General features: G+C 31.8%; 12 protein-coding genes and 1 tRNA gene. 10 read left to right on the top strand and 3 right to left on the bottom strand.

The annotated features are described in order from the left end of the window. Positions 1–26: 26 nt before the first annotated feature. Both H2650_RS00810 and H2650_RS00805 read right to left on the bottom strand, forming a co-directional pair. A complete protein-coding gene (locus H2650_RS00810) occupies positions 27–911 on the bottom strand; it encodes an NAD kinase (RefSeq protein ID WP_188048859.1) in 885 nt (294 codons plus the stop codon). Positions 912–1,014: 103 nt separating this feature from the next. Continuing rightward, complete coding sequence (locus H2650_RS00805; protein ID WP_188048858.1) at positions 1,015–1,674, bottom strand: CBS domain-containing protein; 660 nt, start codon at positions 1,672–1,674, stop codon at positions 1,015–1,017. 114 nt (positions 1,675–1,788) lie between these two features. On the opposite strand from H2650_RS00805, the gene H2650_RS00800 reads away from it, so the two are divergent. The 3 genes from H2650_RS00800 (at position 1,789) to H2650_RS00790 (ending at position 5,720) form a co-directional block, all read left to right on the top strand. Beyond that, the gene (locus H2650_RS00800) at positions 1,789–2,502 is read left to right on the top strand and encodes a pyridoxine 5'-phosphate synthase (protein ID WP_188048857.1); all 714 of its coding nucleotides are present in this window, start codon (positions 1,789–1,791) and stop codon (positions 2,500–2,502) included. A gap of 77 nt (positions 2,503–2,579) precedes the next feature. Next, complete coding sequence (locus H2650_RS00795) at positions 2,580–4,862, top strand: TonB-dependent receptor domain-containing protein (RefSeq protein WP_188048856.1); 2,283 nt, start codon at positions 2,580–2,582, stop codon at positions 4,860–4,862. 3 nt (positions 4,863–4,865) lie between these two features. After that, entirely contained in the window at positions 4,866–5,720 is an 855-nt protein-coding gene (locus H2650_RS00790; RefSeq protein WP_188048855.1) for a DUF4249 domain-containing protein, read from the top strand. 46 nt (positions 5,721–5,766) lie between these two features. Here the strand turns inward: H2650_RS00790 and H2650_RS00785 are convergent, their stop codons facing one another. Beyond that, positions 5,767–7,128, bottom strand: a complete 1,362-nt coding sequence (locus H2650_RS00785; protein ID WP_188048854.1) for a hypothetical protein — start codon at positions 7,126–7,128, stop codon at positions 5,767–5,769. A 194-nt stretch (positions 7,129–7,322) separates the two neighbouring features. Here H2650_RS00785 and H2650_RS00780 point away from each other — a divergent pair, with 194 nt between their 5' ends. The 7 genes from H2650_RS00780 to H2650_RS00750 all read left to right on the top strand — a co-directional run bounded on the left by H2650_RS00780 (position 7,323) and on the right by H2650_RS00750 (position 14,377). After that, positions 7,323–8,087, top strand: a complete 765-nt coding sequence (locus H2650_RS00780; RefSeq protein WP_188048853.1) for an alpha/beta fold hydrolase — start codon at positions 7,323–7,325, stop codon at positions 8,085–8,087. 53 nt (positions 8,088–8,140) lie between these two features. Then, complete coding sequence (locus H2650_RS00775; protein ID WP_188048852.1) at positions 8,141–8,485, top strand: phage holin family protein; 345 nt, start codon at positions 8,141–8,143, stop codon at positions 8,483–8,485. A gap of 220 nt (positions 8,486–8,705) precedes the next feature. Next, positions 8,706–9,290 (top strand): DUF3347 domain-containing protein, encoded by a 585-nt coding sequence (locus H2650_RS00770; protein ID WP_188048851.1) that lies wholly within the window; start codon positions 8,706–8,708, stop codon positions 9,288–9,290. A 2-nt stretch (positions 9,291–9,292) separates the two neighbouring features. Beyond that, positions 9,293–9,853: an AraC family transcriptional regulator gene (locus H2650_RS00765; protein ID WP_188048850.1), complete on the top strand. Its 561-nt coding sequence runs from the start codon at positions 9,293–9,295 to the stop codon at positions 9,851–9,853. An 86-nt stretch (positions 9,854–9,939) separates the two neighbouring features. Then, positions 9,940–12,429 (top strand): heavy metal translocating P-type ATPase, encoded by a 2,490-nt coding sequence (locus H2650_RS00760; protein WP_188048849.1) that lies wholly within the window; start codon positions 9,940–9,942, stop codon positions 12,427–12,429. A gap of 590 nt (positions 12,430–13,019) precedes the next feature. Next, positions 13,020–13,151 (top strand): hypothetical protein, encoded by a 132-nt coding sequence (locus H2650_RS15825; RefSeq protein ID WP_255462775.1) that lies wholly within the window; start codon positions 13,020–13,022, stop codon positions 13,149–13,151. Between the two features lie 1,154 nt (positions 13,152–14,305). Then, positions 14,306–14,377 (top strand) — tRNA-Glu (locus H2650_RS00750). The last annotated feature ends 36 nt before the right edge of the window (positions 14,378–14,413 follow it).

The raw sequence follows: 14,413 nt of genomic DNA, 5'->3' as shown, positions 1-14,413 counted from the left end.
ATCGTATCGCATTCTTTCAAAATGAATTAATTTCTTTTGTCTTCTCCCCAAAGTAATTTGTTGCGTAATGTTTGTACAAAAGTTTCTCTTGGTATTTCTACCATATTGATATTAAAAGGTGTTTTCTTTAAAGTAAGTATCGACTCATTCTTTACCGACGTAACTCTGGAGTCTAGTGAGACTAAATAATTGGCCTCCCTACCTGAAACTTTTAATCGAATTTCGGTACTATCTGGTACAACAAGAGGTCTAGTGGTTAAGTTGTGTGGTGCTATAGGAGTTATTACTAAACTTTTTACATCTGGAGTCAAGATAGGTCCGCCACAACTTAAATTATAGCCAGTTGTTCCTGTAGGTGTTGAAATAATTAAGCCATCTGCCCAATAGGAATTTAAATATTCTCCATTTAAATACGTGTCAATGGTTATCATCGCTGTAGTATCTTTTCTGCTCACTGTGATTTCGTTCATCGCAAAATTCATTTCTTCAATAGACTCATTTGGCGTAGAACAGTCTATGCTAATTAGTGCTCTTTGAGAAATAGTGTATTTTTTATCTAACACAAATTGAAGGAATTCAGATATATTCTCTTTTTGAACGCTTGCTAAAAAACCTAACCTGCCTGCGTTAATTCCTAAGATTGGTATTCCAGAATCACGAACTAATGTAGCAGCTCTTAAAATTGTTCCGTCTCCGCCAATACTAATTAACATATCAAAACTAGAATCTAATTCTAAGTGAGAAGTAAAAGTTTTATATTTATTCTCTACTAATTTACGTTCGTAAAGCATCGATAGAAAATTTGCTTCTATGATCATCTCTACATTGTTTTTGGTGAGAAAAACAAAGATGTCGTTTATAATGGGTTGTGTGCTATTTTGATAATATTGACCGTAGATCGCTACTTTCATTTTTTTTAAATTTGATAGTGAGATAAATAGTTGTTAATTGAAAAAAGAGGACCCAATAAATAGTGATTTCTTTTTTAATGAAAACCATTTCCTAATTTTTTTGTTATATATTAAGGTACTTGTCTAAATATTCAGAACGTTCCTTTAAATTGTTGATGTAATTATCTTCCTGATGGTCGGACATGATTTCATAATCGTATCTTCTAAAAGTTTGGATGATTTCATTCATTGCTCCTAAACTTATTTTTAAAGTCACCTCTACACTAGAAGCATCTGCTTCGGAAATAAATACTCCTAGAATCTTACCATTATTACTTTCGACTATTTGAGTAATTTGGCTCATAGAATAATCCAATATGGGTTTTTTGACAATGATGATGGCACCTGGTTCTTTCAAAAAAGGAGTTTCATGAAAAAATTTCATGATGTCTTCTATTTCATAATATCCCACATAAGTATTATTCTCATCCAAAACGGGAACTAAATTAGTGTGATTTTTGGCAAAAACTTCTAAAACATCAAGCCAAATTGTTGTGGTTCTTGCAAAAAAACCTTCTAATGTAAAACGATAATCGGTTACTTTTTTATCAAAATCAAAGGTCTCAATATCTTCTGCTGCGATGCTCCCAATGTAAATACCCTCTTCGATAATTGGAAAATGCGAAAAATGTAAATCGTCAAAAAACGTTTGAACAGTAGATATGGTATCTTGACTGTCAATCGCTTTAAAATCATTAGTGATGTATTCTGTAATTTCTGTCATAAATCATTCCTCAATATTCGATGCAAAATAATCAAAAATAAGCAAAAAGTCCTAGATTTTACTTTGTATTTTTGCTTCTACTAAATAGTAGTATCAAAATAAAAATCAGTTTTCATGACAAAGTTAAGTGTAAATATCAATAAAATAGCCACTTTGCGTAATGCTCGCGGTGGAAATGTGCCCGATTTGTTAAAAGTAGCGACCGATATTCAAAAATTTGGAGCGCAAGGTATCACCATTCATCCTCGACCAGATGAACGTCATATTCGTTATCAAGATGCACGTGACTTGAAACCGATCGTCTACACGGAATTTAATATTGAGGGAAATCCACAACATAATTTCATAGATTTAGTTTTAGAATGCAAACCAGAGCAAGTAACTTTAGTTCCTGATGCTATTGGAGCCATTACATCTTCGGCAGGTTGGGATACAGTAAAAAATCAAGCCTATTTGACAGAGATGATTCAAGAGTTTCAACGTCACGGTATTCGAACTTCTATTTTTGTAGATCCTATTCATGAAATGATCGAAGGCGCTAAAAAAACCGGAACCGATAGAATCGAATTATACACAGAAGCCTTTGCACACCAATATAGTTTAGGCAACGAAAGAGGAATTGATCCGTATATCAAAGCGGCTATTTTTGCAAATGAATTAAATTTAGGAATCAATGCTGGTCATGATTTAAGTTTGGATAACATTCAGTTTTTTAAACAAAATATTCCTGGTTTGCTAGAAGTATCTATAGGCCACGCATTAATTTCAGAAGCTTTATATCTAGGTTTAGAAAATGTGGTAAATATGTATTTACAAAAAATGAAATAAGATAAAAATTAAACAATTATAACCTGATATAGTTGGGTTATAATTGTTTAATTTCGCATTTTTCTTATTAAAATAAAGTGCTAAAAATATTTACTCTCGTTTTTCTGTTTTTCTATACCTGTCTTTTTGCACAAGAACAAGGAACGATCAGCGGAAATGTTACAATTAACCAAAACGAAAATGCAACTGGCGCACGCATTTCTTTTAAAGCTAATAATCACAATTCATACGTGATCACCGACAGTTTAGGTCGTTTTATTCACAAAATTCCTTTTTGTCAGTTCAAAATTGTAATCAGTGAGGTGGGATGTGTGGAGAGAATACTTCAAATTGAGTTTGCAAGAGACACTGTGATAGCAATTGATTTAGACACTGATATTTCTATTTTAAAGGAAGTTGTTGTTTTAAACCAAAAAAAAACTAGCATCACCGCATTAACTGGAGGCGGGTTATCATTTAATTTAAAACAGCTCTCTTCAGTCCCTTCTTTGCTTGGCACAACAGACATTATTAAAATACTACAATTAACACCAGGAGTGCAAAATTCTGGCGATGCTAACGGTTATTTATATGTAAGAGGGGGTGATCCCGGACATAATACCATATTGTATGGCGGAGCACATATTTACGGAATGTCACATTTATTAGGCGTTTTTCCTTTTTATAATACGGATCATATTAAAACAGTGGAATTTGATAAGTCATCTTCCAATTCAAAATATGGTGGCCGATTGAGCGCAACTACAGTATTACTTCCCTTTAAAGAAGCACCAAAGCAATTTGAAATTCAGGGAAACATAGGGCTCTTAGCATCCCAAGTAACTTTAGGTCTCCCAATAACTGATAAGTCGGGTCTTTATATTTCTGGCAGGAAAACATTTATAGATGAGATTTTAGCACCTGCATTAAAATCAAGTTCAAAAAACAAGGATGTTCAAGATTTAAAATATGGATTTTCAGATGGGAATTTGACTTTTATTACTCAAATTTCTAAAAACAATGTGTTTTGTGTTAATTCCTTTATTAGTGGTGACGAACTAAAAATAAAAGATGATAATCTTACTTTAAAAACAAAATTAAAATGGAATAATTTCACCGTTTCACCAACCTTACTTACTACGTTATCTCCAGAAATAAGTATGTTAAATGAGCTGTATTTTACTAAATATAGCAATGAATTAAACATGGAGCAAGCCACAATGCAATTTGTAGTTTCGTCTTCCGTTAAAGATTTAGGTTATACAAATTCACTTCGTTATCAAATTAAAAATATTCCTGTAGAATCTGGTTTACAATATGTCTACCATTATTTGAATCCTCAAAAAATTACTTTAGAGAATTTAGTAAGCGCAAATAATACCACACAAAACAATAGTATTAATGCCAATGAACTAGCTGTTTATACAACATTTAAGCCTGTTTTAAATAAATACTTTAAGGCAGAGATTGGACTTCGCATTAATTATTACAGTGCAGGTACTAAGAAAGATTCTTATCTTCATTTTCAACCTCGTGTAATTTTAAACTATAGTTTAAATGATCATTATTCTTTTTACGGATCATATAACAAGCATTATCAATATTTAAGTATGATCACTACTTCAAGCGTTGGAATTCCAACTGATTTTTGGATCGCCAGTTCAGAAGGAATAAAACCACAATCCTCAAATGAGTTTTCTTTTGGTTCCAACCAAAATATTTCTAAAAATTTAGTTTCTTCTTTTGGCGGATTTTATCGTTCCATGAAAGATTTACTGGAATATCCATATGGGGTAACGCAATTTAACGAAATTACGACCTTGAAAAATGATTTGCTTGTGGGCAACGGAACCGCATACGGAATTGAAACGATGGTCCGAAAAAATAACGGAAAGTTTACAGGATGGCTTAGTTACACATTGAGCTGGTCCGATCGCAAATTTGAAGCACTAAATAATGGAAACAGTTATTATGCTAAATATGACAGACGTCATAATCTTTCTTTGGTGGGAATGTATGATTTAAATTCTCACTGGAATTTTGGTGTTACTCAAATTTTCAGCTCCGGAAATCGCTTTACAATTCCTACTTCATGGTATTTTATTAATAACAATCCGGTTAAAGAATATTCAAAATATAATAATGCCCAAATGCCTAGTTATATTCGAACTGACTTCTCAGTAAATTATTTTTTTGTGAAAACAATTAAAAAAGAAAGTGCATTAAATTTTTCTATTTATAACACTTTCAATCTTGAAAACCCCATATATGTAGTTTTGAATGTCGAGGTTAATAAAGATAAAAACAGTGTAGTTGTTAAGCAAGAAAAGAAGGTTTTATACAGAATATTACCTTCAATAAGCTGGAGTTTTAAATTTTAACATATGAAAAAATACATTCTATTACTTTTTGTTTTACTGTTAACAAGTTGTATTAAAGATGATTTTAGTACACAGAAAACTATGGAGTCTAAAGTGGTAGTTGAAGGGTGGATTGAAGAAGGTGATTTTGCTCAGGTTTTACTATCTAGCAGTATTTCGGTCACGGATGTGATAGACTCTACAAATGTTTTAAATCATGTAATACGGTCTGCGAAAATCACAGTATCTGATGGCGTTTCAACAGAAGTTTTAATGGTGAAAAACGACAAAAATAGATTACCTCCATTTATTTATTTTGGCTCTATTTTAAAAGGCGAATCAGGAAAAAATTATACTTTAAAAATTGAATATCTTAATCGTGTAATCCAATCGGTTACAACGATCCCTAAAAGTATAACTCTAAAAAGTGCCGAGTATTTAAAAAAGAATAGTTCAGATACAACAGGATACGTTTTTATAAAATTTGATGACCCACTAAACGAAAAGAATTATTATCAAATTGCAACAAAAATTGAAGGTAAAGAGCCTGTTTTTGTGCCTTCTTTTTATGGTAATTTAGATGATTTAAACTTTCAAACAACTTCAGTTTCGCAGCAAGTAAATAGAGGGGTTTTGCTTTTTCCTAAAACTAAATTCACTCCTTACTTTAGTGATGGAGACGTGATTCACGTAAAGTTAAGAACTCAAAATAAAGAATCATTAGATTTCTGGAATAGTTGGCAAAATGAAATCGTCAATAGCCGAAATCCAATCTATCCTTCTAATACAAGCTTAAAATCTAACATTAAGGGCGGAATAGGGATTTGGTCCGGATACGGTCAGAGTACGATAATAATTAAAACAACTAAAAAGAAATAAGGCTGTCCTTATGAGACAGCCCTATTTTTAAAATATTTTAAATCTTTTATTTTCTATCAAAAGCTTTAATGAAATCTTCAAATTTAGCTTCAAATTTCTCAAATCCAGCAGAGAAATAAGCACTCATTTCTACTTCTGTTTGATCACCAAATTTTAAGTTGTAAACTTGATCATAATCTTGAACCAAGGTGCCGTTACTGTTGTTGCTATTCCATGACCAATACCCACCATTAGAATTGTTTTTGTCAGTTACCCATTGTGAATAATTAATGAAGGAGTAACCTTTTACAGAACGTTGGATAACATCTGCTATTTTTGTTCCGTCTTTTTTAGAAACCAAAATTAATTTGATGTTTTTATTGCTTAAATTAACATTTCCTTCTGCCAAAGCTTTATTGTATGCGCTTATTTCTGAGTAATAAGTACTGCTGTTGTAATTGGGCTTAATTAAAGTTTTATTTAATGCAGCTTCGTCAGTGGTCATTGTTGCTAGATCCATATCAGCTACAATAATAAAATTTTCCATTATTTTGATTAAACCATTCGCTTTTCCTCTGTATGATGTAATTTCATCATTATCTAAAAGTGCATCAATGTTTGCAGTACTACCAGCATTAAACTCAATCAGATTCTTTTTATTGTAAGTAAAGGAAGCTCTTGTAGTGTTTTCAGTTGCTTTTTTTGCATTTATTTCCCAAGCATAACCATCATTTAATGTCATTTTATAGCTAAAATCATCTGGACTTTCATTTTTAGTAGAGTATTTAGCAGTCTGTGCAAAAGTAGCAGCTTCTACTTTATCAATCGTTAATACGGCATCAGCTGATGTAGGTAAAAAGAAAGAATCTTTAACATCTGGAATTTGAATATATATTCCAGTTGCATTGTCATAATACCCATTCCCGTATGTATCGACTATTTGTATTTTTACATTAGACGCTACACTTTTACAAGAAAAAACAGCATTATTAGCATTTTGCGATTTTTTTGCAGGAAAAATAAACTGAAGTTCTGTTTTTGAAGTAGTCTTAACCCAGATTTTGTTAGTATTATTCCAAGTGTATATTCCGTAAACATCCGCAGTGTTTAAAATATCCTCTATCTTATTATTGTTTTTACCTCCAAATACATCAATTGCATCAATTTGTAATAATCTTTCTAAGTTTTCCATGGCTTCAATTGCACCAGAAGTTTTAGATTTTTCTAGTTGATTTAGCATTTCATTGGCTTCAACTTCTAGTTTAATTTTTTGCTCCGCAGGAGTTAACTTAGAGTACGGTTGCTTAACGATATCTGCAATTTGCTCTTGTAAAGTTGCGTCAGTTGTAATTTCTGTTTCGTCATTGTTTGTACAAGAAACTGCAAGTTGTGATACAATTACTGAAAGTAATAATAATTTTTTAATCATTTTTTTTATTTTATTAAAGTTAATATCTGATTGTCAGCTTGTTCGTGTGAAATAATTTCAGTTACAAGAAAACCTCAAATACAGGGCAAATGTACCGCATTGTAATCTACTCACAATACCCATTTTTAGTGATTTTTTATATGTGGAATTTGTTTTATAACTTTACACTTTGCTAATGAATAACAACTTTAATTATGTCATCGCTTTATTCAAAAATAGAAGGTTCTGGTCAGCCACTATTAATCCTTCATGGATTTCTAGGAATGTCTGATAATTGGAAAACCTTAGCCACACAGTTCGCTGTAAATTTCGAAGTCCATGCATTAGATTTACGCAACCACGGTCGCAGTTTACAGTCGGAAGAGTTTAGTTATGAAATCATGGTTGAAGATGTTTTCGACTATTGTCAACTTCATAATCTCGAAAAAATTAATATCATTGGGCATTCCATGGGCGGAAAAGTAGCGATGCTTTTAGCAACAAGACATCCTGAATTAGTAAGCAAATTAATTGTTGCTGATATTGGACCCAAGTTTTATCCACAGCATCATCAGGATATTTTGGCAGGATTAAATGCTGTTGATTTCTCTATAAAACCAAGTCGCTCGGATGTGGAAGAGATTATGAAAAACTTTATTCCTGATTTTGGAACACGCCAATTCTTAATGAAAAATTTATATTGGGTAGAGCCAGGTCAATTGGCTTTCCGATTCAATTTAGCTGTTTTTAATCATAAAATGGATGAAATTGGGGTTGCGCTTCCAGAGGATCTCGTTTTTAGCAAACCCACATTATTTATTCGTGGTGGAAATTCGAAATATATATTAGATCGCGATTTTGAAAATATCAAAAAGCATTTTCCTGATTCAAGTATAGAAACTATTCCAAATGTTGGACATTGGTTGCATGCAGAAAATCCAGCAGAATTTTATCAAAAAGTAACTGCTTTTTTACAATAGTAAAACCTACTTTAATTATTACTATATTTATTAAAACTTAAAAAACACAAAAAATGAATTTACTGATTAAAATAATAGTTACAGCAGCTTTAGTCTTGCTTATTTCAAATTTTATGCCCGGGGTTCATGTCGCTGGTTTTTCTACCGCATTAATTGTGGCAATAGTATTGGGATTGCTTAATATTTTTATCAAGCCAATTTTAGTGCTTTTTACTTTGCCAGTTACGATTCTTACTTTAGGATTGTTTTTGCTAATCATCAATGCACTTATTATTATATTATGTACCAATATTGTAGGTGGTTTTAAAGTAGACACCTTTTTTACGGCCTTGTTATTTAGTATTGTATTGTCCGTTTTGCAGTCTGTTATGAATGGGATTCTAGGAGAAGGAAAGTAATAATTTGCTCATTTTCTTTATAGGAAAGCTTGGTGTCTTACGATACTGAGCTTTTTTTTTAAAATAGGGTATTCCAGTTTCTCTTTTTAGTTTGTTTTTTTTTTGATACTAAAAAATGGAGTTTGACTTTTATCAAAACTAAAAAGAATAAAATTCTGCCACTTTGATACTTTAAAATCATTAAATTTATACTCAAATATAATTTTAAATAAAGAACACAATGAGTACTATAAAAAAATCTGTGATTGCAATTATGGTTTTATTTTTCATTTCAAATGTAAATGCAACAAACTTAAAATCTTCAACTGATAAAGTCAAAATGCCTAAGCAAACAAGAAGCAGCTCTGTCTCTTCATTCAAAACTGATATGCTGGATGCTAAATTAAATGGTGTTTTTGAGAATTATTTTCTACTTAAAGATGAATTGGTGAAGACTGATGGCGTAACAGTTGCTGCTAAAGCAAAATTGTTAGTCACTTCTTTGAGCGAAGTAAAGATGGGTGAACTTTCAAAAGAAGTTCATAAAGTTTGGATGAAAGTAATGAAAAATGTTATGGCTGATGCCAAGGGTATTGCAGCAACTCAAGATGTAAAAGCACAAAGACTGCTTTTTGTGTCTTTGTCTAAAAAAATGTATGATTTGGTTAAAGTAGCTAAGTTTCAAACTCCTGTTTATTACCAGTTTTGCCCTATGGCAAATGACGGAAAAGGAGCTAACTGGTTAAGTAAGGAGAATGCAGTAAAAAATCCGTATTATGGAACTAAAATGCTAAAATGTGGAGAAGTTGTAGAGACTATTAAATAATAATGAAGCTGTATATTAAAAACATGGTCTGCAGCCGATGCATTATGGTCGTGGAGTCTGAACTTGTAAAGTTTGGACTCCATCCCATTTCAGTCGAATTGGGAATCGCAGTTATTTCCGAAACTTTAGACAAAGAAGAGGAGCAGCAACTCAATGCGAAATTAATAACCTTAGGTTTTGAAATCCTTGATGATAAAAAAAGCCGAATGGTCGAGAAAGTAAAAAATTTGATCATTGATTTAGTTTATTTTAAAGACAATCAATTCCAGACGAATTTATCAAATTATATAGTTGCCGTTATTGGTCAAGATTACAGTTATATAAGCAGTGTTTTTTCGCAACAAGAAAACACAACTATTGAGCACTATTACATCCTTCAAAAAATTGAAAGAGTCAAAGAGTTGCTTGTTTATGATGAGTTAACTTTAAATGAAATTGCTTTTCAACTTAACTATAGCAGTTCTTCCCACTTAAGTAAACAATTTAAAAAAATAACAGGTCTAACGCCAACATGCTTTAAAAGTTCAAAAGAGCCAAAAAGACACCTCATAGAAAACCTATAAATATTACATAAGAGATCCAGAATTGTACAAGTTCTTTCGTCTTTATTTATGGTAATTTTGCTTCCCACATCAAATCCTATAAAATAATGACCTATAAATATACAATTACTGGAATGTTTTGCGATGGTTGCAGAAACAAAGTCGAAAAAGCATTGAATGCAATGGAAGAAATACAAGCAACGGTTACTTTAGATCCGCCAATTGCTACTATCACCATGCAAAAACCAATTCAAACTTCTGAATTTCAAGAAGTACTTACTGCTGCTGGAAAATACTCCATAAAGGTTTTTAATCCCAATGATTTAAAATTACCAATAGAAGAAGTGGTTGTTGAACTTCCTAAAAATGCCGCAGGAAAATATTATTGTCCCATGTTTTGCGAGGGCGAAAAAGTATATGATGATGCTGGCGATTGTCCAGTGTGTGGAATGGATTTGGTAAAAGCTCCGGATTTAGAAGCAACCAAAATCATGTTTACTTGCTCGATGCATCCCGAAATAATACAAGATCATCCCGGAAATTGTTCTATATGCGGAATGGACTTAGTGACAATGGAACCAAAAGATGGTGAAGAAAATAAAGCCTATAATGAGCTTTGGCGTAAAATGAAGATTTCGCTTCTGTTTACAATTCCTATTTTTATAATTTCAATGTCAGATATGATTCCGAATAATCCATTGAACAAAATTGTGGATACGCAAACATGGAATTGGGTAGAATTGATATTATCACTTCCGGTGGTTTTTTATGCTTGTTCGATGTTTTTTGTACGTGCATGGAAATCTATTGTTACTTGGAATCTAAATATGTTTACGCTAATAGGAATTGGATCAGGGGTAGCTTTTCTTTTTAGTTTAGTCGGTTTGTTTTTTCCAGCAATTTTCCCAGCTGAATTTAAAACGCATCACGGGACGGTTCATCTTTACTTTGAAGCTACAACAGTTATTTTAACCTTAGTTTTATTAGGTCAGTTATTAGAAGCAAGAGCCCACAGTAGAACGAGTGGAGCGATAAAAGAACTTTTGAAATTAGCACCAACGCAAGCCACAATAGTAAGTAATGGTGTAGATAAATTAATAGCCATTCATGATATAAAAAAAGGAGATTTACTGCGTGTAAAACCTGGAGATAAAATTCCAGTTGACGGAAAAATTACTAGCGGAGAAAGTACTATTGACGAATCAATGATTTCGGGTGAACCCATTCCGGTTGATAAAAAAGTGAATGATGATGTTGTAGCGGGAACCATCAACGGAAATAAATCATTTGTAATGATTGCTGAAAAAGTGGGTTCGGAAACACTGCTTTCGCAAATTGTACAAATGGTAAATGCTGCCAGTCGTTCTAGAGCGCCTATTCAAAAAGTAGCTGACAAGATTGCAAAATATTTTGTACCTACAGTTGTGCTAGCATCAATTATAACTTTTATTGTTTGGGCAAATTTTGGTCCTGAACCCGCTTTGGTCTATGGATTTATAAATGCGATTGCTGTTTTGATTATTGCTTGTCCTTGTGCATTGGGATTAGCTACGCCAATGTCTGTAATGGTAGGTGTTGGAAAAGGAGCACACTCTGGTATTTTGATAAAAAATGCAGAAGCTTTAGAAAATATGAACAAAGTTAATGTATTAATAACCGATAAAACAGGAACAATCACAGAAGGAAAACCATCGGTAGAGAAGGTCTTTTCAACGCAACATAACGAAGCCGAGCTATTGCAAAATTGCGCCTCTTTAAATAAATATAGTGAGCATCCTTTAGCGCAAGCAGTTGTTAAGTTTGCCGAACTAAAAGAAATTGCATTAATAGAAGTTCAAGATTTTCAAGCTATTTCAGGAAAAGGAGTGGTTGGTACTGTAGCGAATAAAAAAGTAGCTTTTGGAAATAGAAGTTTGATGGAAACGATTGGCAATGAAATAGCGGTCGATTTAGAGAATAAAGTTATAGCAGAACAGAAACTTGGAAAAACTGTTTCATATATTAGCGTTGACGGTGTGACTTGTGGTTTTATTGCTATTCGAGATGCTATTAAACCAACAAGTGTAGCGGCAATAAAGGAATTAATACGCCAAGGAGTAGAAGTGATTATGCTTACTGGTGACAATAAAAACACAGCAAAAGCAGTAGCAAAAGAGTTGAATTTAACCTCTTTTAAAGCGGGTTGTTTACCAGAAGATAAATTAAATGAAATAAAACGTTTGCAAGCTGAAGGCAAAATTGTGGCTATGGCGGGAGACGGAATCAATGACGCTCCAGCTTTGGCGCAAGCCGATATTGGAATCGCCATGGGAACTGGAACTGATGTAGCGATAGAAAGCGCCAAAATAACATTGGTAAAAGGTGATTTGCAAGGCATTGTAAAAGCTAAAAATCTCAGTCATGCGGTGATGAAAAATATCAATCAGAACTTATTTTTTGCGTTCTTTTATAATGTGCTTGGTATTCCAATTGCTGCGGGTGTTTTATATCCATTTTTTGGAATTTTGCTTTCGCCAATGATTGCTGCGTTGGCAATGAGTTTTAGTTCGGTTTCGGTAATAGCAAATGCGTTGCGATTGCGTAATGTTAAGTTGTAGTATTATTTAAAAGCTTTTTTATAATTAGAGGATTAAATTATTAACTAAATTAGTTTTCAGATTTCTCCTAATTCTTTTTGTGATTTTTAGCTGTTAACTTTAATAAATAATAATACCTACAAGGTTTTCAAAACCTTGCAGGAGTGCCTTACTCTTTTCGTTATTGTAATAATTTAATGAAGTACATGACAATTAATTTAGTTTTCAATTTCCTGCAAGGTCTTATTAGGACCTTGTAAGTATTATTACAATTGAAATACACATCTAAATATGTAGTATCTTCAATGAAGTTTAATTAGGTTGTGCCATTTAGGAGTGCTATAGTCGTTTTAGTTAGTATGATAATTTAATGAAGTACATTACAATCAATTTAGTCTTCAATTTCCTGCAAGGTCTTTTTAGGACCTTGTAGGTATTATTATAATTGAAATAGACATCTAAATCTGTAGTATCTTCAATATAGTCTAATTGCATTGTGTCATTTGTATTTCATATTGGTGTTAAAACTTTTCTTTTTGAACTAAAATAACAATTCGTTTGGTTTAATTTGAATTAAATAATATTGCGTAAATTGTGTAAAAAATAGCATTATGATTGATACAGTAAAAGTGACTACAGATGGAAATTCATTTTTTGGATTGCCCTTATTTTGGTGGGTTTCAATATTGATTTTTGCTGGCGTAATATTAGCGGCAGCTCACTTGTATAGAAAAAGAAAATAATTTTATTTTTAGTTAAAACTAAGGCTAGCTTATTTTGGTTAGCCTTAGTTTTTTAGTTTGTAAATCAAAATGATTTAGGAACTTTTTTTAATTGATTTGCTAGGTGTTTAATAGCAATGAAATCAATATTTTCTGTGTTGTTGTTCGGTTTGACTTTGATTTTTCATTGTTATTTCATCTCCTTTATTCATTCCGTTTGACATTCCAATCATAAAAGCAGTAATGATTAGCATAATTTTTCTTTTGGTCCAAAGAATAAAGGGTTTAGATTTTTCTAAACGTGATTTGTTATTTTGTTTATACATCATGTAAATGATAAATGATTAGACATTTGGCATCGTCGGTATGCATAGAATGCATAAAGGCATAGAAAGAAATTTCTAAGCTATGTATAAACTAGAATCAGAATTACTTGAAGTAATTATTTTGACCAAGAAGGTCTGCTGCGCTTTGATAGCTCTTATATTTTGATAGGATACAATTCGCACTTTGAGGATTAGTAGAGTTTCGAAATTGTGAATTTTTTTGAAAAGTAGATTTAGTATAAGATGTAAAAAGGAAGTTTTTTTAGCTCTATTTCTCTGCTTGAATAAGTATGTTTTAGAACGACCAAAGTTCCATTCTTTTGAAATAACTATATTCGAAAATTGATAATAATCTACGGAATTGGTTTGAGAATTTAAAGGACAATCATTTACAATCAGAGCAAAAGTCAGAAATAGTGAAATGATATATTTAAAATACGTTCTCAATCTAATTAATTTTAAATCTATTTTTAGGAGTTATTAATATTTTCACGAGCTAAATTAGTTTTTTTATTTGAATTCTATAATTGATAAAGAAGAAATGTAAATTTATGATCAACGATTTTAAAACGGATTAAAGTTTTTTCTTTAATTTTTGCCCCAAAATCAGAAAATTTATTGGGTTAAAAATCGTTTTTTGTGATTTATTATAAGGTTTTCGACTTCTAAGAATGTATAGTATTAAAAGATAGTAAAATTATATTTTAAAAAAAAGGAATGTAATACTCACTCTTATTGCTAATTATGAATTAGAAATAAAAAAAAAGATAGTTTTCTGTTTTTAGTTTTGGTATGTGGTTTTGCAAATCTGAAAAATAGTTATACTTTTGCACTCGAATTGAAAAGTAAGGCCCGTTCGTCTATCGGTTAGGACGCATGGTTTTCATCCATGTAAGAGCGGTTCGATTCCGCTACGGGCTACTAAATTAATTTTTATTTTCTTTAAAAAAAAAGCCT

The sequence above is a fragment of the Flavobacterium sp. GP15 genome (genome assembly GCF_014281985.1).
In the GTDB taxonomy this organism is placed as follows: domain Bacteria; phylum Bacteroidota; class Bacteroidia; order Flavobacteriales; family Flavobacteriaceae; genus Flavobacterium; species Flavobacterium pygoscelis.
Note: the sequence above shows the minus strand (reverse complement) of the source record. Positions and strands in the feature narration are given on the sequence as shown.

Bases quoted from the DNA above. Each gene is read 5' to 3' on its own strand.
- H2650_RS15825 (WP_255462775.1), top strand. From the start codon at position 13,020: ATGATTGATACAGTAAAAGTGACTACAGATGGAAATTCATTTTTTGGA.
- H2650_RS00770 (WP_188048851.1), top strand. From the start codon at position 8,706: ATGAGTACTATAAAAAAATCTGTGATTGCAATTATGGTTTTATTTTTC.
- H2650_RS00775 (WP_188048852.1), top strand. From the start codon at position 8,141: ATGAATTTACTGATTAAAATAATAGTTACAGCAGCTTTAGTCTTGCTT.
- H2650_RS00780 (WP_188048853.1), top strand. From the start codon at position 7,323: ATGTCATCGCTTTATTCAAAAATAGAAGGTTCTGGTCAGCCACTATTA.
- H2650_RS00810 (WP_188048859.1), bottom strand. From the start codon at position 911: ATGAAAGTAGCGATCTACGGTCAATATTATCAAAATAGCACACAACCC.
- H2650_RS00785 (WP_188048854.1), bottom strand. From the start codon at position 7,128: ATGATTAAAAAATTATTATTACTTTCAGTAATTGTATCACAACTTGCA.
- H2650_RS00760 (WP_188048849.1), top strand. From the start codon at position 9,940: ATGACCTATAAATATACAATTACTGGAATGTTTTGCGATGGTTGCAGA.
- H2650_RS00805 (WP_188048858.1), bottom strand. From the start codon at position 1,674: ATGACAGAAATTACAGAATACATCACTAATGATTTTAAAGCGATTGAC.
- H2650_RS00765 (WP_188048850.1), top strand. From the start codon at position 9,293: ATGAAGCTGTATATTAAAAACATGGTCTGCAGCCGATGCATTATGGTC.
- H2650_RS00800 (WP_188048857.1), top strand. From the start codon at position 1,789: ATGACAAAGTTAAGTGTAAATATCAATAAAATAGCCACTTTGCGTAAT.
- H2650_RS00790 (WP_188048855.1), top strand. From the start codon at position 4,866: ATGAAAAAATACATTCTATTACTTTTTGTTTTACTGTTAACAAGTTGT.